Raw genomic sequence first — 18,672 nt, forward strand, 5'->3', positions numbered from 1 at the left:
CCGGGCATGGACAGCTCCATGCCCTGCCCCTGCGGCCACCCCGCCTCCTACGACCGCTGCTGCGGCGCACTGCACCGCGCCTTCGACGCCGGCCGGGGCCTGGCGGCGCCCACGCCAGAGGCCCTGATGCGCTCGCGCTACTCGGCCTTCGTGCGGGACCAGCGCCCCTACCTGCTCGCCAGCTGGCATGTCAGCACACGCCCCACCGAACTGGAGCCGCCCGAGCCCGGCCTGAAGTGGCTGGGGCTGGACGTCAGGCGCGCCGCCCTGCAGGACGCGGACCACGGCACGGTGGAATTCGTCGCGCGCAGCAAACTCGGCGGTCGGGCGCACCGGCTGCATGAGGTCAGCCGCTTCGTGCGCGAGAACGGCGAGTGGTTCTACGTCGACGGTGACCTGAACAATTGACTCTGTCCCTGCTTCACGAGGACGAGCACCTCGTCGCCATCGACAAGCCGCCGGGGCTGCTCGTGCATCGAACCCAGCTCGCGGCTCACGAGGACGAGGCGGCGCTGCAGCGGCTTCGTGACCAGCTCCGCCGGCCGGTCTGGCCCGTGCACCGGCTGGATCGCGGCACCTCCGGTGTGCTGCTGTTCGCGCTGTCGCCGGAGGTGGCTTCGCTGCTGGGCGCGATGTTCGAGCAGGGGCAGATGCACAAACGATACCTGGCGCTGGTGCGCGGCTGGCCTGGCGACGAACAGGGCCTCATCGACCATCCACTCGCCCGCGACCCCGAGCTGCCATCGACCGGCCAGCCGCTGCTGGAGGCACAGACGCACTGGCGCGTGCTGGAGCGCCTCGAGTGGCCGATCGCTACCGACCCGCGCCACGCGACGACCCGTGTCGCGCTGCTGGAGGCCGAGCCGCTGCAGGGGCGCCGTCACCAGATCCGCCGACACCTCAAGCACATTGCCCATCCCATCCTCGGTGATGCGACGCATGGCAAGGGTCCGCTGAACCGCGCCGTGGCGGCTTTCCTTGGCACGCAGCGACTTTGGCTGCATGCCCACCGGCTGGCATTCGAGCACCCGCTATTGGGCACGAGCTTGGCGCTGGAGGCGCCGCCGGGCGCAGCGTGGGCGCTCAGTCCGCCCGCGTCCGGAACACGCTGACCTCGTCGGCCAGCCGCTGGGCCTGGTCGCGCAGGCTCTCTGCCGCAGCTGCAGACTGCTCGACCAGGGCGGCATTCTGCTGGGTCACCTGATCGAGCTGGCCCACGGTCTGGTTGACACGGCCTATACCTTCGCTTTGCTCCCCCGCCGAGCGCGCGATTTCGCCGATCAACTCAGCAACCTGCTGCGCTGCGCCCTCGATTTCTCGCATCGCATCGCCGGCCTGGCCCACGAGGCCAGAACCGGCCGCCACCTGCTCGCCGGATGCCGCGATCAACCCCTTGATATCGCGCGCCGCTGCGGCCGAACGCTGCGCCAAGTCGCGCACCTCGGAAGCCACGACAGCAAAACCCTTGCCCTGCTCGCCGGCTCGCGCCGCCTCGACGGCGGCGTTCAACGCCAAGATGTTGGTCTGGAAGGCGATGGAGTCGATCAGGCCGGTGATGTCCGCGATGCGCGCGGCAGCCGCGTTGATGGCATCCATCGTCGCGACCACCTGCTGCACCACTCCGGAGCCGCGCGAGGCGGACCCCGCCGCGTCGCTGGCCAGGGCGTGGGCGCGGTGGGCGGAATCAGCAGTCTGGCCCAGGGCCCTGGTCAGCGTATCCATCGAGGAGGCAGTGGCCTGCAGGCTGGCTGCCGTCTGCTCCGTCCGCACGGAAAGATCCTGGTTGCCGGCGGCGATCTCGGCGCTAGCACCATCGATGCTCCTGGCTGCGGCCTGCACCTGGCGCACGACGCCGTGGATGCGCTCCACCGCACCGCGCAGCAGTCCGGCCGCACCCTTCGTGTCGCTGGTGTGCTGGGTATCAAGGTTGATGCGCTCGTGGGCCGTCAGGTGTTCGACCATACGCACCAGGGCCGCCTGCTCGGTCGCCCGCCGATACATCTGCACGGCGATCAGCACCTCGAAACCGGTCTGCGCCACAACGTAGCCGGCATGCACCAGGACGCGTGGGAAGCCGGGGTCGGTCAGGCAATACACGCCCACGCCAGCGGCCTGCAGGCGGTCGAACAGCACGTGATGCACGGCGATGACCACCGCCCCCGTCAGCACTGGCGCCCAGTGCCGATAGGCGAGCAGGAAGGCCAGCGTGACAAAGACGCCGAAGTGGAACTCGATCATGCCCCGAGCCAGCTGGATGTGCAGGGCCACCATGCCCATCGCCGCCATAGCCATGGTCTGCGCCGCCAACGCCGTGCCGCCGGCAGCCAGATGTGCGACGCAGGCGACGCCAAACAACACCACGCTCGCCACAAGTGCCAGGCCGAAACCGTCGAAGTACCACCCCAGGCCCAAGGCGAGGGCAGCGTACAGACCCATGCAGGCGAGCATGAGCCGATCCGCCTCGCGCCAGGATTCCTGCCGCGAGCTTTGGTGGCGGTCGACGCTAGGCCCGGCCTGGCTCCAGGTGGCTTGCAGGGATCCCGATCGCATGGCTGTCTCCTTGTTGTAGCTGTCCCGACGACGCTAGGTCCTGTGCACGGCGAGGCAACGGGCGGCAGACCGGCCCGACGGCCGCAGTTGCCAACTCAGCGCTTCGGTGCCACGCCCAGCCAGCGCGCACGAATGCTCTGCAGCTCGCCGCTGGCTTCCAGGCGCTGGATGGCGCGGTTGAAGGCGCGCAGGTCGGCCTCGGTCAGGGACCTGCGGCTGAGCTTGTAGGTCACAGGATCGCGCAGCAGCGTGATGGGCAGCTCGATGAGAGGCATGTCGACGGCGCGCGCAGCGAAGACAATGGCGACGCTGTCGCCCAGCAGCACGTCGCCGCGCCCCCGCTGCATGAGCTGCACGCCCCTACCGTACTCCTCGAACCAGGTCAGCAGGCCGCGCGCTGCGAAGTCGTTGATGATGGGTACGCTGGCCGGCCCGCGATGCGTGACCAGGCGCCGCCTGGCGCGCAGCAACTCATCCAGCGAACGCACGTCCAGGCGAGCCTCCTCGGCGCGCATGAAGACACCCAGCACCTCGTCCCGGTAGGGCCGTGTGTACCAGGCGGCATCGGCGCGGTTGGGCGTCGCGGCGACGAGCAGGTCCAGTTCACCGGCAAGCAGCATGGGCAGGCGGCGGTTGCGCGGCACCTCGCGCACGTACGTCACGCGGCAACCCGCTTCCCGGGCGACGGCGGCCAACAGCTCGGTCTCCAGGCCCGTGTGCCGGCCATCAGCCATGAAGGAATACGGCCGCCAGTCCTCGTACGGCACGCGCAACGTCCGTGTACAGGCCGCCTGGGCCAGCAGCGGCACGAACAGCATCAGCGCGGGCAGCAATCGTCGGAGCATTCCTGTCATCCAATCCGCATCGTGGCGCCCGCGACATATGGGGGCGGTCGACGGGGCTGGACGGCGACCGGCTGAGGATAGCCCGAGGCCTGGTCCGACAAGGTCGGTCGCCCGATGACGCTAGGCTGCGCGTGATCAGCCACGGGAGAGTCCCACGATGAAGATCGATAGCCAACCCTACCGGGTGACGCCGGGCCAGAAGGTCAAACTCAAGCAATGGCCCACGGCCGTCGCGCCGCTATACAGCGATAAGGCCGACTACGAAGCCCAGCTTGCTGGCCACATCGGGCGTCTCAGCGAGCTGCAGAACCTGCTGTACGCCCACAATCGCTATGCCCTGCTGCTGATCTTCCAGGCCATGGATGCGGCAGGCAAGGACGGCGTCATCAAGCACGTGATGTCGGGCGTGAACCCGCAGGGCTGCCAGGTGTTCAGCTTCAAGCATCCGAGCGCCCAGGAGCTGGACCACGACTTCCTGTGGCGCACGACGCAGTGCTTGCCCGAGCGCGGGCGCATAGGCATCTTCAACCGTTCTTACTACGAGGAGGTGCTGATCGTGCGCGTGCATCCCGAGATCCTGGCGGCCCAATCGCTGCCCAAGGAAGCCGCGCGGGCGCCGAAGATCTGGCCGGAACGCTTCGAATCCATCAACGGCCTGGAGCGGCACCTGCACCTGAACGGTACCCGCGTGGTGAAGTTCTTCCTGCACCTGTCCAAGGAGGAGCAGCGCCAGCGCTTCCTCGCGCGGCTGGACGATCCGGCCAAGAACTGGAAGTTCACCGCCGACGACCTCAGCGAGCGCGAGCACTGGCCCGACTACATGAAGGCCTACGGCGAGATGCTGGGCGCCACCAGCAGTGAACATTCACCCTGGCACGTCGTACCCGCAGACGACAAGCGCAACGCGCGGCTCATCGTTTCGCAGGTCATCCTGGAAACCCTGGGCGCGCTGAAGATGCGCTACCCCGAGCCGGGCTGCAGCGCGCCTGAACTGGCGGCAATACGCAAGAAGCTCAGCCGAACTTGACGGCGTAGATGGGTGGCAAGTGGGCCGAGACGGTCTGCCAGCTGTCACCCGCGTCGCCGCTGGTCCAGAGGCCGCCGGTCGTCGAGCCCATCACCAGTTGCTCGCCGCGGTCGTCCACTGCCAGGGCATGGCGGAAGACCAAGTCGTAGCAATGCTGCTGCGGCAGTCCCGCCCGCAGCACGTCGAAGGTCTGCCCGCCATCGCGGGTGCGGGTCACGCACAGGGCGCCGTCGACAGGGACGCGCCGCTCATCCTTGACGGCTGGAACGAACCACGCCGTCTGCGGGTCGGCAGGATGGGCTGCAACCGCAAACCCGAAGCTCGAGGGCTGGGCGTGGGCCTCGACCCAGGTGGCGCCGTTGTCCTCGGAGCGGAAGATGCCACAGTGGTGCTGGCACCAGAGCACGTCCGGGACATCGCGGCAGCGGGCGATCAGATGGGGATCCTGCGAGTTCTCATCACCCGCCAGCTCAGGCGGCATGAAGTCTGCGCGCATGCCCTTGGCGCGCAGGCCCCAGGTCTGGCCACCGTCGGTGGTGCGCCAGGCGCCACCGCAGGAGACGCCGATGAGCAGCTCGTCCGGCCTGACGGGATGGGGGCAGATGGAATGCAGCGCAGGCGCAGGGTTTCCGCCGCCCATCCATTGCACGCGGCGCGGGTCCTGCCAGAGCGTCTCGTCCAGTTGCCAGGACTCGCCCCGGTCGCGGCTGACGAACAGCCCGCCCGGCACGCTGCCGCACCAGATGGCGTCTGCGGAGCGCTCCAGCGCGAACACCTGATCCAGCTTCCACGCCGGCCCTTCCGACTCGGGCGGCTGCGGCGGGAAGCTGGGTGCCGTCACCTCACGCCAGTTGCGGCCGGCGTCGTCGCTGGCATGCAGCTTGGCCCCGAAGTGGCCAAGGTTGAGGCCCGCAAGCATGTATCCCGAGTCGTCGGGCGGCAGCAGCATGGTGACGGGATCGGCCAGGAAGCTGACGTTCTCGATCTGCCAGCCACCCGTACGGCGGCGCAGCTCGAACAGTCCCTTTCGGGTTGCGGCCCAGGCGCGGTCATTCATGGTTCAACCTCCGGACAAAGCTTGCAGGACATGGATGCGGCTGTCGGACCGCAAAGGGTCGCTCAGGCCACGCGGGTCGCGTGCCCGCCGGCCGTCAATGAAGACAGCCACGTTGACACGCAGATGGCCCTGCTCGTCGAGGATGTAGCCGCGCAAACGCGGCTGGGCAGCAAAAGCGGCTTCCAACGCCTCGCGGAGCGTGTAGGCCTCACACCGGCAGGACGGCGCATCGACGAAACGACACAGCTGGGGGGTGAATTCGACAAGGGCCATGGAAGGACGACGAACGAGCCTGGGGTCATTCGACGAGGACGCCCCTACGACAGCACCCGGAGTAACCCTTAACGACAATGCGGGACATGAACTCCGGCATCCTCTTTGCCCTCGGCGCCTATCTGAGCTGGGGACTGTTCCCGCTTTACTTCCGCCAGATCGCCACCATCCCGGCGCTGCAAATCGTCGCCCACCGCACGCTGTGGTCGCTGGTCTTCGTCGCCGTCGTGCTGCTGGCGACGGGTCATCTGAAGTGGTTGCGCGACGTGAGTGCCGCGACATGGCGCCGCTTCGGGCTATCCGCCGCGCTGATCGCGGTCAACTGGCTGACCTATGTCTGGGCCGTGGGCCACGGCCACGTGCTGGACGCCAGCCTGGGCTATTTCATCAATCCGCTGGTCAACGTGGCGCTGGGCTTTGCGGTGCTGCACGAGCGCCCCCGGCCAATGCAGTGGATGGCTGTCGGGCTGGCGGCCTTCGGCGTCGTCTGGCTGACGGTGGCGGCCGGCCGCCTGCCATGGGTGGCCTTGGTGCTGGCGGTGAGCTTCGGCCTGTACGGCTTGATGCGCAAGACCGCCGCGCTCGGCGCCATCGAAGGGTTGACGCTGGAAACGCTGATCCTCGCACCGCTGGCCGCGGGTGGGCTGCTCTGGTGGAGCCAGGATGGCAGCATGGCCGGGCAGACAGCAGCGGACTGGGCCTGGCTGATCGGCACCGGCCCCGTCACTGCCGGCAGCCTGCTGCTGTTCGCTGCCGGCGCGCGGCGAATCCCGCTGGCGACGCTGGGCATCGTGCAGTACGCATCACCGACGCTGCAGTTCCTGCTGGGCGTGTTCCTGTTCAAGGAGCCAATGGACGCTAGCCGCCTTGTCGCCTTCGGCTTCATCTGGGGCGCGTTGGCCGCCTACAGTGCAGAGGGCCTTTGGCAGGCCCGCCGCGCGCTGACCGTCAAGCCGCTCTGACCCCTTCTAAACTCCGACCATGCAGCTCAACATCGTCGTTTATTCCAAGTCCGCCTGCCCCCAGTGCGATACCGTCAAGAGCCTGCTCAAGGCCAAAGGCCTGAGCTTCGATGAAATCAAGATCGACGACGAGGCCCAGCGCCTGGCCTTCTACGAGAAGTGCGGCCCCAGCGTGCGGCAGATGCCCCAGGTCTTCATCAACGACCAGCGCGTGGGCGGCGTGGCCGGGTTGCAGGCGGCGTTTACGCAGCTGAAGCTGTGAAGCCCGCGCTGCTGCACTGCTGCCTGGGGTTTCACTCAACTGCCCGGCGCTGATGCCGCCGCAGCGTCCCGGCGGCGATACCAGTCCCGGGTGGCCACATTGAGGCGGCTGCGATCCAGCTGCCAGACGCCCAGAGGGCCGTGCACGATGTCCAGATCGTGGATGGAGCCGGGCTCGAACTGGCTCCAGTACTCGCGCACCTGATTCAGAGTCACTGCCGGCGGGCCAGGCTCCACGGGCTGGAGCTGCGCACCGCTGACCAACCGGTAGGGTGTTGGCGCGGGACCGCGGGACAACCACTGGTCAGCCCGCATGGCGATACCGGGAAGGGCGATGCCCAGGGCCACCACTCCCAGCACGCTGAGCGCCAACGACTCTCTGGCCGGCACCTTGCGCCGCACCAGCACGGGATAAAGCAGCAGTCCCAGTGGCGCCGTCAGCATGCCGACCAGATGCAGGCTGCGCGGCCGGAGCAATTGATGCTCAGTGATGGCGATATCGGTGAGTGCGCCGACAAGCAGTGCCAACGCCGCCACGACGACGGCAAGCGCCGTGGGATGCTTCTCAAACGCGAAATCGTCAAGGGCCGAAGCCTCGAGCGGTTGCCGCGGCAACAGTGCGCGCAGAAGGTCCGCCGTCGCCTCGCGCGAGGCGGAAGCGTTCATCCCTGTGTCTGCCGCGACCATGATCGCGTCGGGTCCCGCGCCCAGTTCCAGCCAATGCAGGTTGGCCGAGCGCAAGCCCGTGTTGCCCCGCCAGCGCACGGATGCCGGCGCCTTGGGCACTACGCGTTCCAGACGCTCTCCGTCGGGGCGCACTGCCACAACCCTCAGCACCTCACCTTGGTCAATCAGCAGCCCTTTGGCCTCGAAGCCGAATAAGCGCATCCGTCGCGAGAAGAAGGGCAGGCGCGCCAGATTGACACGAAACCAGCGCTGCTGCGGCGCGAAGCCCGGCTGCAGTTCGTTCAACAGCGCGTTCTGCAGCTTCTTCGCGCGACGCTCGCGCAGGAACATCACGACCAAGATCCCCAGCAGCAGGCTGTACAGCACCAGCTGTGCGATCAGCAATGCGAGCTTCATCTGGCCTCCCCGCGCGCCGCTTTCCGGTCGCTGAGAGGCAGTGTAGGCGGCTACGGCGTTAGCGCGAGCGCATCAGCTGCGCATCAGGAAGTCGAACGCGCCCAGAGCCGCCTTCGCACCGTCGCCGGCCGCAATGATGATCTGCTTGAATGGCACGGTCGTCACATCGCCCGCGGCGAACACGCCGGGCACCGACGTGGCTCCCTTGGTGTCCACGATGATCTCGCCGTGCTTGCTCAGCTCCACCGTGCCGCGCAGCCATTCGGTGTTGGGCACCAGGCCGATCTGCACGAAGCAGCCATCCACATCGACTCGCCGGCCTTCGCCCGACACGCGGTCGATGTAGTTCAGGCCGTCGAGCTTGCCGTTCTTGCCAGTGAACTCGGTGGTCTGCGCATTGGTGAGGATGGTGACGTTGGGCAGGCTCCTGAGCTTGGTGACCAGCACGGCATCGGCGCGCAGCTCGGCGCCGAACTCAATCAACGTCACGTGCCTGACGATACCGGCCAGATCGATGGCCGCCTCGACGCCAGAGTTGCCGCCGCCGATGACCGCGACCGGCTTGCCCTTGAACAGCGGGCCGTCGCAGTGCGGGCAATAGGCTACGCCCTTGTTCTTGTACTCGGCTTCGCCCGGCACGCCCACATTGCGCCAGCGCGCGCCCGTGGACAGGATGACGGTCTTGCCCTTGAGCTTGGCTCCGTTGGCCAACTCCACCTCGATGAGGCCGCCAGGCTGGGCCGCTGGCGTCAGCTTCTCGGCTCGCTGCAGGTTGTGAATGTCGACCTGGTAGTCCTTGACATGGCCTTCCAAAGCAGCGGCGAACTTGGGACCGTCGGTCACGGAGACGGAGATGTAGTTCTCGATGCCCAGCGTGTCGTTGACCTGGCCACCAAAGCGCTCTGCCGCGACACCCGTGCGTATGCCCTTGCGCGCCGCGTACACGGCCGCTGCAGCGCCAGCAGGGCCGCCGCCGATGATGAGCATGTCGTAGGGGGCCTCGGCGTCCAGCTTCTTGGCGTCACGCGCTGCCGAGCCGGTGTCGAGCTTGGCAACGATCTCCTCGAGCGACATGCGGCCAGAGGCGAAGGGCTGGCCGTTGAGCCACACGGCCGGCACGGCCATGATCTCGCGCGACTCGACTTCTCCCTGGAACAGGCCGCCATCGATGACCGTCGTGCGGATGCGCGGGTTGACGATGGACATCAGCGACAGCGCCTGCACCACGTCCGGGCAGTTGTGGCAGGTCAGGCTCATGTAGATCTCGAAGTCGAAATCGCCGTCGAGCGCCTTCACGGCATCGATCTGGGCGGCCTCGATCTTCGGGGGATGACCGCCCGTCCACAGCAGCGCCAGCACCAACGATGTGAACTCATGGCCCAGCGGGATGGCAGCGAAGCGCAGGCTCTGCTCGGTGCCCGTGCGGCGCAGCAGGAAGGAAGGCGTACGGGCGTCGACACCATCGGTGCGCAGCGAGATCTTGTCGCACATGCCGGCGATCTCTTCCAGCAGTTCGCGCATCTCGCCACTGGACGCGGAGTTGTCCAGCGAGGCAACGATTTCGAAGGGGAGCTTGACGTGGTCCAGGTAACCCTGGAGCTGGGTCTTCAGCGCGGTGTCCAACATGGTGACTTCCTTTCAGTGAGGCGTGGCGTGGCGGGCCACTGCTGAAAGGGTCCCCAGGTCAGAGGCGACGAGGAGGCCCTTTCAGCAGAACCTGTGCGATTCTGCGGAGGGAAGGAGCCCTCCCGGGCTCCTTGCGAACAGCATGCGGCGGCTTAGATCTTGCCGACCAGGTCCAGCGACGGAGCGATGGTCTTGGCGCCTTCGTTCCACTTGGCCGGGCAGACCTGGCCGGGGTTCTTGGCGGTGTACTGGGCGGCCTTCAGCTTGCGCAGCGTTTCCTTGACGTCGCGGGCGATCTCGTTGGAGTGCACTTCGGCCGTCTTGATGACACCCTCGGGGTTGATGACGAAGGTGCCGCGCAGCGCCAGGCCTTCCTCGGGAATGTGCACGCCAAAGGCGTTGGTCAGCGTATGCGTCGGGTCACCCACCAGCGGGAACTTGGCCTTGCCGACGGCCGGCGACGTCTCATGCCACACCTTGTGCGAGAAGTGCGTGTCGGTCGTGACGATGTAGACCTCGGTCTCCAGCTTCTGGAACTCGGCGTAGTTGTCGGCCGCGTCCTCGACTTCGGTGGGGCAGTTGAAGGTGAAGGCGGCCGGCATGAAGATCAGCACGGACCACTTGCCCTTGAGGGATTCTTCGGTGACGGTGACGAACTTGCCGTTGTGGAAGGCTTCGGTCTTGAAGGGCTGGACTTGGGTGTTGATCAGGGACATGGTGAGAAAGCTCCAGTGGGGGCTGGGGTTGATGGGATAGCCATGACTATATCGAACTCGATTAATCGGTTGAAAACATTAATCAAATGGGCGATATTGAGCCAGCCTATCGGCCCGGACGTCGCCGGGGCTGCCTCAGCCCAGGGCCGCAGCTAGGGCGTCGACGACCTGGTCCTGCTGGGCCTCGGTGAGGTCGGCACTCATGGGCAGGCTCAGCACCTGCGCGGCAGCTGCGATGCTGTGCGGGCAGGCGTCTGGCACGGCGTAGTGCGCGTAGGCCGGCTGGTGGTGCAGCGGCCGGGGATAGTGCACGGCCGTTGGAACGCCAGCCTGCTTCAGCCGCGCCTGCACCGCTTCCCGTCCGTCCACGAACACGGTGTACTGCGCCCACACGCAGTCGCGGTCGCTCCTCACGTCAAGCAGCCGCAGGCCCGGCGCGGCTGCCCGTAGCTTGCGCTTGTAGGCCTCGCCCAAGGCCAGCCGCCGCCGGATCTCCCACTCGAATCGGTCCAGCTTGCCCAGCACCACGGCGCATTGCAGCGTGTCCATGCGCCCACCCACTCCCAGCCGCGTGTGCAGGTAGCGCTGGCTCTGGCCGTGGGTCCGGATCTCGCGGCAGGCCTTGGCCAGTACTTCGTCGCTGGTGAAGATGGCACCGCCATCGCCATAGCAGCCCAGCGGCTTGCTGGGGAAGAAGCTGGTGCAGCCGAAGGTGGAGAGATTGCAGCTCTTGCGGCCTTTGTACGTGGCCCCGAAGCTCTGGGCGGCGTCCTCGATGACAGCCAGGCCATGCCGGTCCGCAATGGCGTTGATGGCGTCCATGTCCGCCACCTGGCCATAGAGACTGACCGGCATGATGGCCCTGGTGCGGGCCGTGATGGCTGCCTCGATCAGCTCCGCATCGAGATTGGCCGTTTCCGGCTCGATGTCCACGAACACCGGCACGCCGCCGGCAAGCACGATCATCTCAGCCGTGGCCGCGAAGGTGAAGGGACTGGTGATGACCTCGTCGCCGGGCCTCAGGTCCAGCGCCATCAGGCAGATCAGGAGCGCCTCAGTGCCGCTGGCCACGCTGATGCAGTGCGTGGCGCCGGTGTAGGCAGTCAGCGCCTCCTCCATCTCCCTGACCTCTGGACCAAGGATGTACTGGCCGTGGTCCAGCACCTTCTGGATACGGGCATTGATGTTGTCGCGCAGTGCCGCGTACTGGCTCTTGAGGTCAATGAAATCCATTCAGATCAGCTCGAGTTGGTCGCCGTGCAGGCGGTAGCGATCCCCCGTGTGGGGGCAAACGGCCTCGACAGGTTCGGCACTGGCCACGGGTAGCTCCAGGCGCTCGCCGAAGCGGCTCATCCAGCCGATCTGGCGGGCCGGCACACCCACCAGCAGCGCGAAGTCGGGCACATCGCGATTGACGACGGCGCCGGCACCGATGAAGGCATGGCGGCCGATGGTGGTGCCGCAAACTATCGTTGAATTGGCGCCCAGCGTTGCTCCCTGCTTCACCAGCGTGCGGCGGTACTCGTCCTTGCGCGCAACGGCCGAGCGCGGGTTGTAGACGTTGGTGAACACCATGCTGGGGCCGCAGAAGACGTCGTCCTCCAGCGACACGGCGTCGTAGACGGAGACGTTGTTCTGGATCTTGACGTTGTCGCCGATGACGACGTCGTTGCCGACATAGACGTTCTGGCCAAAGGAGCAGCGCTCGCCGATGCGCGCGCCCGCGCTGATGTGCACGAAGTGCCAGACACGGCAGCCGTCGCCGAGCTGCGCACCCTCGTCGACGATGGCGCTGGGATGGATAGTGATGGCCATCAGTAGCTCAGCGGCAGGTTGACGCGGCGGCCGTCCCGGGCGCTCATGTACATCGCGATCAGCAGTTCGAGGGACTTCAGGCCCTCACGGCCGTCGGTCTCGGGCTGGGCCTCGCCGCGCAGCGTCCTGATGACGTTGTCGTAGTAGAGCGGATGACCGAAGCCGTAGACGGAGGTGGTCTGGTAGCTGGCGTCCTTGATGAGGGCGTCCATCTCGTGCCCCGTATCAAACTCCCAGTGCTGGATCTCGTTGACGGCCAGGCCGGCCACACGTACCGAGCCCTTCTCGCCCAGCAGCGTGATGGAGCCTTCAAGGTTCTTTGGGTAGGTCAGCATGCTGACGTTGACTGTGCCCATTGCACCGTTGCGCCATTTCAGCGCCGCCACGCCGCTGTCCTCGACCTCGATGTTGCGCGCCAGCGTGCCGGTGTAGGCCATCACGCTCTCAACGGGCCCGACGATCCAGTCCAGCAGGTCGATGTAGTGGCTGGCCTGGTTCATGAAGGCGCCGCCGTCGAATTCCCACGTGCCACGCCACGCGGCACTGTCGTAATAGCTCTGCGGCCGGGTCCAAAACACATTGACGGCCACGTTGTAGAGCCGGCCGAAGCGGCCCTCGGCGACCGCGCGCTTCAAGAGCTGCAGCGTCGGGTTGCGGCGGTTCTGCTTGACGACGAAGAGGCGCACACCGGCATCGTCGCAGGCCTTGACCATGGCCAACCCATCCTGCCAGCGCGTGGCCATGGGCTTCTCCGTCATCACGTGCACGCCAGCAGCGGCGGCCTCGATGGCCTGGCGCGGATGCAAGCCGCTGGGCGTCGTCAGCACCACGCAGTCGGCCTGCAGCTCGGCCTGCGCCGCCAGCAACTCGGTCAGCGACGCGAAACCGGGCGCGCCAGTCCTGGCCACGGCAGCCTTCAGCGCGGCGGGGTCGGTGTCGCACACGGCCACCAGCGCTGCCCGCTCGGCGTGGCGCTCGACGGCCTGGATGTGGTTCTGCGCGATGCGGCCACAGCCGATCAGCGCGAAGCGGACCTGACGGCCGGTGACGGGGGAACGATTGGACGGCATGGGCGAAGCGGGCGACGGGAGACCCGCATTGTCCTGCGAGCTCAGGTCTCCAGCGCCAGCAGCTCTTCCACCGTCTGACGGCGGCGGATCAGCCGGGTCGCGTCGCCATCCACCAGCACCTCGGCCGCCAGCGGCCGGCTGTTGTAGTTACTGGACATGGATGCGCCATAGGCCCCGGCATCGTGGATGACCAGCAGGTCGCCCACCGCCGCCGGCGCCAGCTCGCGCGTCAGCACCTCGCCACCAGGCCCCTGGGTGAACACGTCGCCGGACTCGCATAGCGGACCAGCCACGACGGTAGGTTGCACGGGGCCGGTGGCGCCGATGAGCGTCATAGCATGGAAGGCGCCATACATCGCCGGGCGCATCAGCTCGTTGAAGCCGGCGTCCACGAGAACGAAGCGGTTGGCACCGGCGCTCTTCACCGCCCTCACCTCGGCCAGCAGCACCGCGCTTTCGGCGACGAGGTAGCGGCCGGGTTCAAGCTCCAGCGTCAGAGCATGCCCAACCAGGGCCTGTGCCTCGCGGCGCGCGGTGTCCCAGAGGCCGAAGTAGTGCTCCACGTCGATGCGCGCATCCCCTTCGCGATAGGGAATGGACAGGCCCCCGCCGGCCGAGATCGCACGCAGGTCATGCCCCGCTGCAACGGTCTCGCGCACCAACCCCACCATGGCCTGACCCACCTGCGCAAGGTGGCCATAGTCGACGCCGGAGCCGATGTGCATGTGCAGGCCTTCGAGGTGCAGGCCATGACGGCGGATGGCGGCGAGCGCTGCCCCCAGGTCGGCATGCCAGATGCCGTGCTTGCTGTGCTCGCCACCAGTGTTGGTCTTGTGGCTGTGGCCATGGCCGAAGCCGGGATTGATGCGCAGCCACACCGGGTGGCCCGGCGAGGCGATGCCAAGCTGCTCCAGCATGTCGACGGAGCCGGCATTGACGGGGATCCGGTACTCGACGACCGTGGACAGCGTCGCATGGTCAAGCAGGTCGGCCGTGAAGACGATCTCGTCGCCTCCCGGCACATAGCCAGCGGCCAGCGCGCGCAGGATCTCCCCACGAGACACCGCGTCGACCTTGACGCCTTCGGTGCGCAGCAGCCGAAGGATGTGGATGTTGGAACAGGCCTTCTGCGCGAAACGCACGACATCGAAGCGCTTCAGCGAGGCGGCGCGCTCGCGGATGGTCGCGGCGTCATAGACCCACAGCGGCGTGCCGTGCTCGGCAGCGAGGCGCTTCAGGCGGGCGGGGGTCAGGGCGATGGGCAGAGGCTTGGTCATGTCTTGCAGGATGCCCTGCGCCATCCATTCAATCAAATTGAAATTTGTTCATGGATAATTCAATTCTGATATGGATATCCAGCACCGCCACATCGAAGTCTTCCGGGCAGTCATGACGGCCGGCAGTGTCACCGGCGCGGCAGCGCTGCTGCACACGTCGCAGCCCACGCTGTCGCGCGACCTGGCGCGGCTGGAGCAACTGCTCGGCTACGCCCTCTTCGAGCGCGAACGCGGCCGGCTCAAGGCCACCGCACGGGCGCGGGTGTTGTTCGACGAGGTGGAGCGCAGCTTCCAGGGCCTGGCCCGCGTCATCGAGCGGGCCCAGGCGCTGGGGCGCGACGAGGATGCAGAGCTGACGGTGCTGAGCCTGCCGGCGCTGAGCCATGCACTGCTGCCGGGCGCGCTGGCTGCGCTGCTGGGCGCACATCCCGAGGCGCGCGTCGACATCACGCCGGCCGAGCCACCGCTGCTGGACGCATGGATCAGCGAGCAGCGCTTCGACCTGGGCCTGGCCGAGCAGGCGACGCCACTGCCGGGCGTGCACATTGAGCCGGTGCTGGAGGCCGACGAGGTCGCCGTGCTGCCGCCCGGCCATGCGCTGGCGTCGGCCGGGCCGCTGGCGCTGCAGGCCTTCGCAGGCCAGGACTTCATCAGCCTGGCCGCGGACGACCCCTACCGGCGCGAAATCGATGCGCGCTTCGACGCCGCCGGCATCGCCCGGCGGCTGCGCGTACAGACGCACAGCGCGGTCGCCGTGTGCGAGCTGGTCCGAGCCGGGCTGGGCGTGGCCATCGTCAACCCGCTGACGGCCGCGGCCTGCGCCAGCTCTGGCCTGGTCGTACGGCCGTTGACGGTGTCAATTCCCTACCGGGTCAGCGCCCTTATTCCCTTGCATCGACCCGCGCAGCCGCTGGTCGACTCCCTGCTCAACGCGCTGCGTTCGAACGCACCACGGTCGGCTTCGCGCCAAAGCGCTTGACGATGCTGGCCTCGATGCCGGCAGCATCCAGGCCACACAGGCTCATCAGCTTGGCCGGATCACCGTGCTCGATGAACTCGTCGGGTAGCCCCAGCTGCAGCACCGGCAGGCTGAGCCCGGCGGCGTTCAGCGCCTCGGTGACGGCGCTGCCGGCACCGCCCATCACGCAGCCGTCCTCGATGGTGACGATGGCATCGTGCGTACGCGCCAGCTCCGCGACGAGGTCCACGTCCAGCGGCTTCACGAAGCGCATATTGGCGACCGTCGCATCCAGCCGCTCCGCCGCCTCCAGCGCGGGGTACAGCAACGTGCCGAAGGCCAGGATCGCGATCCCATGTCCCTTGCGGCGCACCTCGCCCTTGCCCCACGGCTGGACCGTCATGGCCTTCGCCGGCGTGACGCCCACGCCCGCACCGCGCGGGTAACGCACCGTCACCGGGCCGTCATGCATGAAGCCTGTGTACAGGGCCTGGCGGCATTCATCCTCGTCGGCCGGCGTCAACACGGCCATGTTGGGAACGCAGCGCGTGTAGGCGATGTCGTAGTTGCCGGCATGTGTCGCGCCATCGGCACCGACCAAGCCGGCACGGTCCAGCGCGAACAGCACTGGCAGGTTCTGGATGGCCACGTCATGGACCATCTGGTCGTAGGCCCGCTGCAGGAAGGTCGAGTAGATCGCAACGACCGGCTTCATGCCCTCGCAGGCCAGGCCGGCGGCGAAAGTGACCGAATGCTGCTCGGCGATGCCGACGTCGTGGTAGCGCTGCGGGAAGCGCTTGTGGAACTCCACCATGCCCGAGCCCTCGCGCATCGCGGGGGTGATACCCACCAGACGCGAATCAGCCTCAGCCATGTCGCACAGCCAGTCGCCGAAGACCTGGGTGAAGGTCGTCTTGGGTGGCGTGGCCGGCTTGACGAAGCCCACGGCCGGGTCGAACTTGCCGGACGCGGCGTGGTACTTGACCGGGTCGGCCTCCGCCAGCTTGTAGCCGGCCCCCTTCTTGGTGACGATGTGCAGGAACTGCGGGCCCTTCTTGTCACGCAAGTTCTCAAGTGTCGGGATCAGCGATTCCAGGTCGTGGCCATCGATGGGACCCACGTAGTTGAAGCCGAACTCCTCGAAGATGGTGCCCGGCACGACCATGCCCTTGGTGTGCTCCTCGAACTTGCGCGCGAACTCGTACAGCGGCGTGTTCTTCAGCACGCTCTTGGCGCCCTCCCGCGCGGCGGCATAGAAGCTGCCGCTCATCAGGCGGGCCAGATACTTGTTCAGCGCACCGACCGGCGGGCTGATGGACATGTCGTTGTCGTTCAGGATGACCAGAACGTCGCCCAGCAGGCCGCCGTGGGCCACGCCAGCGTTGTTCAGCGCCTCGAAGGCCATGCCGGCCGTCATCGAGCCATCGCCGATGATGGCCACGGCCTTGCGGCTCTCGCCCTTGAGCTTGGCAGCCATGGCCATGCCGTGGGCTGCAGAAATGCTGGTGGACGAGTGGCCGGTACCGAAGGTGTCGTAGGGGCTCTCGTCACGGCGCGGGAAGCCGCTGATACCGCCAAGCTGGCGCAGGCCAGACATGCGGTCGCGGCGGCCCGTCAGCACCTTGTGCGGATAGGTCTGGTGGCCCACGTCCCACACCAGCCGGTCTTCCGGCGTGTTGAACACATAGTGCAGCGCGACGGTGAGCTCGACAGTGCCGAGGTTGGAGCCGAGATGGCCGCCCGTCTTGGAGACGCTCTCCAGCACGTAGGCGCGCACCTCGTCGGCGAGACGCCGGAGTTCGGTGCGCGGCAGGCGACGCAGGTCGGCCGGGCTGTCGATGCTGTTCAGCAGGGTGTAGTCCATGGCTAAGGCCTGGGTTCTGGGTGGATCTCAGTTGTCCCGCTCGACGACCGAGTCGGCCAGCAGGCTCAGGTGGCTCACGTCGGCCAGGCCGCTCGCGGCCAGCGCCGCCTTGGCCTCGGCCCGCAGCGCCTGGGCCAAGGCTCGCGCGGCGTCCAGGCCCAGCACGCTGACATAGGTCGGCTTGTTGGCATCCTGGTCCTTGCCGGCCGTCTTGCCCAGCACTTGGGAGTCCTGGGTCACGTCGAGGATGTCGTCGACGACCTGGAAGGCCAGCCCCAGGGCAGCTCCATAGTCGGACAGCGACTTCGTCCCCTGTGCCGAAGCAGGGCCACAGGCAGCGCCCATCATGACGCTAGCCTGCAGCAGCACACCGGTCTTGCGGCGATGCATGTCGCGCAGCGTGCATTCGTCCAGTTGCTTGCCGATGCTGGCCAGGTCAATGGCCTGGCCGCCGGCCATGCCATCGTGGCCGGCCGAACGTGCCAGCAGCGAGCACAGCCGGGCCTGCAACGCCGGGGCAATGCCTGTATCGGGTGTAAGCACCTCGAAGGCCAACGCCTGCATCGCGTCCCCGGCCAGCATGGCCTGCGCCTCACCGAAGGCAACATGCGTGGTCGGCTTGCCGCGGCGCATGACGTCGTCGTCCATGCAGGGCATGTCGTCGTGCACCAGTGAATAGGCGTGGATGAGCTCGACGGCGCAAGCCGCCCGCATGGCTGCAAAACTGTCGCCGCCCACGGCCGCGCAGCTCGCCAGCACCAGCAGGGGGCGCAGCCGCTTGCCGCCGCCTAGCACGGCATAGCGCATCGCCTCGCCCAACCCGGCGGGCGCGCCGGCTGGCACCAGGTCGTCCAGAGACGCCTCGAAGGCGCTCAACGACGCCTGGGTCCAGCGCTCAAAGTCTTGTGCATTCAAGATTCCGGGCCCTCCCAGGCCTTCAGTTCGGCGCCGTCCAACAGCTTGACCTGCTGCTCCACCGCCTGCAGCCGGCCACGGCACAGTGCCAGCAGCTCCGCGCCGCGCTTGTAGCTGTGTAGGAGCTGGTCCAGCGGCAACTGCTGCCCCTCCATCGCCGCCACCAGACGCTCCAGCTCGTCGAGCGCCTGCTCGTAGCTGAGGTCGTTGCCATCGGCATCGGCTGCCTTGGTGCGGGAAGAGGTCTTTGTCATTTCAAAACGCGAAACGGCAATTGTAGTCAGCGGGCTTCCCAAGACCGGCAGACACAGAGGTAACTGTCCGCAGCGCAGCAACAGTGCATGCGTAGAATCCCGCACCTCTCGCCTGAGCG

Annotated in this window: 20 protein-coding genes; 6 read left to right on the plus strand and 14 right to left on the minus strand. The window is 67.3% G+C overall.

What is annotated here, in order from left to right; translation table 11 throughout:
- Positions 1-6 precede the first annotated feature (6 nt).
- Entirely contained in the window at positions 7-408 is a 402-nt protein-coding gene (locus QM732_RS16060; RefSeq protein WP_415657108.1) for a YchJ family protein, read from the plus strand.
- Positions 405-1,112 carry a pseudouridine synthase gene (locus tag QM732_RS16065; protein WP_415657109.1) on the plus strand — a complete coding sequence of 236 codons (708 nt, stop codon included), beginning with the start codon at positions 405-407 and terminating at the stop codon, positions 1,110-1,112. The genes QM732_RS16060 and QM732_RS16065 overlap by 4 nt, the downstream gene beginning before the upstream one ends.
- Here the strand turns inward: QM732_RS16065 and QM732_RS16070 are convergent.
- Complete coding sequence (locus QM732_RS16070) at positions 1,084-2,550, minus strand: methyl-accepting chemotaxis protein (protein ID WP_415657110.1); 1,467 nt, start codon at positions 2,548-2,550, stop codon at positions 1,084-1,086. The genes QM732_RS16065 and QM732_RS16070 overlap by 29 nt on opposite strands.
- Before the next feature lie 95 nt (positions 2,551-2,645).
- The gene (locus QM732_RS16075) at positions 2,646-3,395 is read right to left on the minus strand and encodes a substrate-binding periplasmic protein (RefSeq protein ID WP_415657111.1); all 750 of its coding nucleotides are present in this window, start codon (positions 3,393-3,395) and stop codon (positions 2,646-2,648) included.
- Positions 3,396-3,552: 157 nt separating this feature from the next.
- On the opposite strand from QM732_RS16075, the gene QM732_RS16080 reads away from it, so the two are divergent.
- The gene (locus tag QM732_RS16080; RefSeq protein ID WP_415657112.1) at positions 3,553-4,422 is read left to right on the plus strand and encodes an ADP-polyphosphate phosphotransferase; all 870 of its coding nucleotides are present in this window, start codon (positions 3,553-3,555) and stop codon (positions 4,420-4,422) included.
- Here the strand turns inward: QM732_RS16080 and QM732_RS16085 are convergent.
- Both QM732_RS16085 and QM732_RS16090 read right to left on the minus strand, forming a co-directional pair.
- Complete coding sequence (locus QM732_RS16085) at positions 4,409-5,479, minus strand: WD40/YVTN/BNR-like repeat-containing protein (RefSeq protein WP_415657113.1); 1,071 nt, start codon at positions 5,477-5,479, stop codon at positions 4,409-4,411. The genes QM732_RS16080 and QM732_RS16085 overlap by 14 nt on opposite strands.
- Before the next feature lie 3 nt (positions 5,480-5,482).
- On the minus strand, positions 5,483-5,752 hold the full coding sequence (locus tag QM732_RS16090) for a MoaD/ThiS family protein (RefSeq protein ID WP_415657114.1): 270 nt from the start codon (positions 5,750-5,752) through the stop codon (positions 5,483-5,485).
- 86 nt (positions 5,753-5,838) lie between these two features.
- Between QM732_RS16090 and rarD the strand changes: the two genes are divergently transcribed.
- On the plus strand, positions 5,839-6,714 hold the full coding sequence (gene rarD, locus QM732_RS16095; RefSeq protein WP_415657115.1) for an EamA family transporter RarD: 876 nt from the start codon (positions 5,839-5,841) through the stop codon (positions 6,712-6,714).
- A gap of 19 nt (positions 6,715-6,733) precedes the next feature.
- A complete protein-coding gene (locus QM732_RS16100) occupies positions 6,734-6,976 on the plus strand; it encodes a glutaredoxin domain-containing protein (RefSeq protein ID WP_415657116.1) in 243 nt (80 codons plus the stop codon).
- A gap of 35 nt (positions 6,977-7,011) precedes the next feature.
- Here the strand turns inward: QM732_RS16100 and QM732_RS16105 are convergent, their stop codons facing one another.
- The 7 genes from QM732_RS16105 to lysA all read right to left on the minus strand — a co-directional run bounded on the left by QM732_RS16105 (position 7,012) and on the right by lysA (position 14,562).
- Positions 7,012-8,058, minus strand: coding sequence for a hypothetical protein (locus QM732_RS16105; RefSeq protein WP_415657117.1), 1,047 nt, complete (start codon positions 8,056-8,058; stop codon positions 7,012-7,014).
- Positions 8,059-8,130: 72 nt separating this feature from the next.
- A complete protein-coding gene (gene ahpF, locus QM732_RS16110; RefSeq protein WP_415657118.1) occupies positions 8,131-9,684 on the minus strand; it encodes an alkyl hydroperoxide reductase subunit F in 1,554 nt (517 codons plus the stop codon).
- A gap of 152 nt (positions 9,685-9,836) precedes the next feature.
- Complete coding sequence (ahpC, locus tag QM732_RS16115; RefSeq protein ID WP_415657119.1) at positions 9,837-10,400, minus strand: alkyl hydroperoxide reductase subunit C; 564 nt, start codon at positions 10,398-10,400, stop codon at positions 9,837-9,839.
- Positions 10,401-10,535: 135 nt separating this feature from the next.
- Positions 10,536-11,633, minus strand: a complete 1,098-nt coding sequence (locus QM732_RS16120; protein ID WP_415657120.1) for a DegT/DnrJ/EryC1/StrS family aminotransferase — start codon at positions 11,631-11,633, stop codon at positions 10,536-10,538.
- Complete coding sequence (locus QM732_RS16125; protein ID WP_415657121.1) at positions 11,634-12,215, minus strand: acyltransferase; 582 nt, start codon at positions 12,213-12,215, stop codon at positions 11,634-11,636.
- Complete coding sequence (locus tag QM732_RS16130; protein WP_415657122.1) at positions 12,215-13,285, minus strand: Gfo/Idh/MocA family protein; 1,071 nt, start codon at positions 13,283-13,285, stop codon at positions 12,215-12,217. The genes QM732_RS16125 and QM732_RS16130 overlap by 1 nt, the downstream gene beginning before the upstream one ends.
- A gap of 41 nt (positions 13,286-13,326) precedes the next feature.
- Positions 13,327-14,562, minus strand: coding sequence for a diaminopimelate decarboxylase (lysA, locus tag QM732_RS16135; RefSeq protein WP_415657123.1), 1,236 nt, complete (start codon positions 14,560-14,562; stop codon positions 13,327-13,329).
- A gap of 70 nt (positions 14,563-14,632) precedes the next feature.
- Between lysA and QM732_RS16140 the strand changes: the two genes are divergently transcribed.
- A complete protein-coding gene (locus tag QM732_RS16140) occupies positions 14,633-15,541 on the plus strand; it encodes a LysR family transcriptional regulator (RefSeq protein ID WP_415657124.1) in 909 nt (302 codons plus the stop codon).
- Here the strand turns inward: QM732_RS16140 and dxs are convergent.
- The 3 genes from dxs to xseB are packed head-to-tail and all read right to left on the minus strand — an operon-like array spanning position 15,489 to position 18,553.
- Positions 15,489-17,384, minus strand: a complete 1,896-nt coding sequence (gene dxs, locus QM732_RS16145) for a 1-deoxy-D-xylulose-5-phosphate synthase (RefSeq protein WP_415657125.1) — start codon at positions 17,382-17,384, stop codon at positions 15,489-15,491. The two genes, QM732_RS16140 and dxs, sit on opposite strands and share 53 nt — an antisense overlap.
- A gap of 27 nt (positions 17,385-17,411) precedes the next feature.
- On the minus strand, positions 17,412-18,299 hold the full coding sequence (locus QM732_RS16150; protein WP_415657126.1) for a polyprenyl synthetase family protein: 888 nt from the start codon (positions 18,297-18,299) through the stop codon (positions 17,412-17,414).
- A complete protein-coding gene (gene xseB / locus QM732_RS16155) occupies positions 18,296-18,553 on the minus strand; it encodes an exodeoxyribonuclease VII small subunit (protein ID WP_415657127.1) in 258 nt (85 codons plus the stop codon). Before xseB ends, QM732_RS16150 begins: the two co-directional genes overlap by 4 nt.
- Between the last annotated feature and the right edge of the window lie 119 nt (positions 18,554-18,672).

This window comes from Roseateles sp. (assembly GCF_047654805.1).
Classification (GTDB): domain Bacteria; phylum Pseudomonadota; class Gammaproteobacteria; order Burkholderiales; family Burkholderiaceae_C; genus Pelomonas.

Excerpts from the sequence above, each read along its gene's own strand:
- QM732_RS16060 (WP_415657108.1), top strand. The coding sequence starts at position 7 with ATGGACAGCTCCATGCCCTGCCCCTGCGGCCACCCCGCCTCCTACGAC.
- QM732_RS16070 (WP_415657110.1), bottom strand. The coding sequence starts at position 2,550 with ATGCGATCGGGATCCCTGCAAGCCACCTGGAGCCAGGCCGGGCCTAGC.
- QM732_RS16075 (WP_415657111.1), bottom strand. The coding sequence starts at position 3,395 with ATGCTCCGACGATTGCTGCCCGCGCTGATGCTGTTCGTGCCGCTGCTG.
- QM732_RS16080 (WP_415657112.1), top strand. The coding sequence starts at position 3,553 with ATGAAGATCGATAGCCAACCCTACCGGGTGACGCCGGGCCAGAAGGTC.
- QM732_RS16085 (WP_415657113.1), bottom strand. The coding sequence starts at position 5,479 with ATGAATGACCGCGCCTGGGCCGCAACCCGAAAGGGACTGTTCGAGCTG.
- QM732_RS16090 (WP_415657114.1), bottom strand. The coding sequence starts at position 5,752 with ATGGCCCTTGTCGAATTCACCCCCCAGCTGTGTCGTTTCGTCGATGCG.
- rarD (WP_415657115.1), top strand. The coding sequence starts at position 5,839 with ATGAACTCCGGCATCCTCTTTGCCCTCGGCGCCTATCTGAGCTGGGGA.
- QM732_RS16100 (WP_415657116.1), top strand. The coding sequence starts at position 6,734 with ATGCAGCTCAACATCGTCGTTTATTCCAAGTCCGCCTGCCCCCAGTGC.
- QM732_RS16105 (WP_415657117.1), bottom strand. The coding sequence starts at position 8,058 with ATGAAGCTCGCATTGCTGATCGCACAGCTGGTGCTGTACAGCCTGCTG.
- ahpF (WP_415657118.1), bottom strand. The coding sequence starts at position 9,684 with ATGTTGGACACCGCGCTGAAGACCCAGCTCCAGGGTTACCTGGACCAC.
- ahpC (WP_415657119.1), bottom strand. The coding sequence starts at position 10,400 with ATGTCCCTGATCAACACCCAAGTCCAGCCCTTCAAGACCGAAGCCTTC.
- QM732_RS16120 (WP_415657120.1), bottom strand. The coding sequence starts at position 11,633 with ATGGATTTCATTGACCTCAAGAGCCAGTACGCGGCACTGCGCGACAAC.
- QM732_RS16125 (WP_415657121.1), bottom strand. The coding sequence starts at position 12,215 with ATGGCCATCACTATCCATCCCAGCGCCATCGTCGACGAGGGTGCGCAG.
- QM732_RS16130 (WP_415657122.1), bottom strand. The coding sequence starts at position 13,285 with ATGCCGTCCAATCGTTCCCCCGTCACCGGCCGTCAGGTCCGCTTCGCG.
- lysA (WP_415657123.1), bottom strand. The coding sequence starts at position 14,562 with ATGACCAAGCCTCTGCCCATCGCCCTGACCCCCGCCCGCCTGAAGCGC.
- QM732_RS16140 (WP_415657124.1), top strand. The coding sequence starts at position 14,633 with ATGGATATCCAGCACCGCCACATCGAAGTCTTCCGGGCAGTCATGACG.
- dxs (WP_415657125.1), bottom strand. The coding sequence starts at position 17,384 with ATGGACTACACCCTGCTGAACAGCATCGACAGCCCGGCCGACCTGCGT.
- xseB (WP_415657127.1), bottom strand. The coding sequence starts at position 18,553 with ATGACAAAGACCTCTTCCCGCACCAAGGCAGCCGATGCCGATGGCAAC.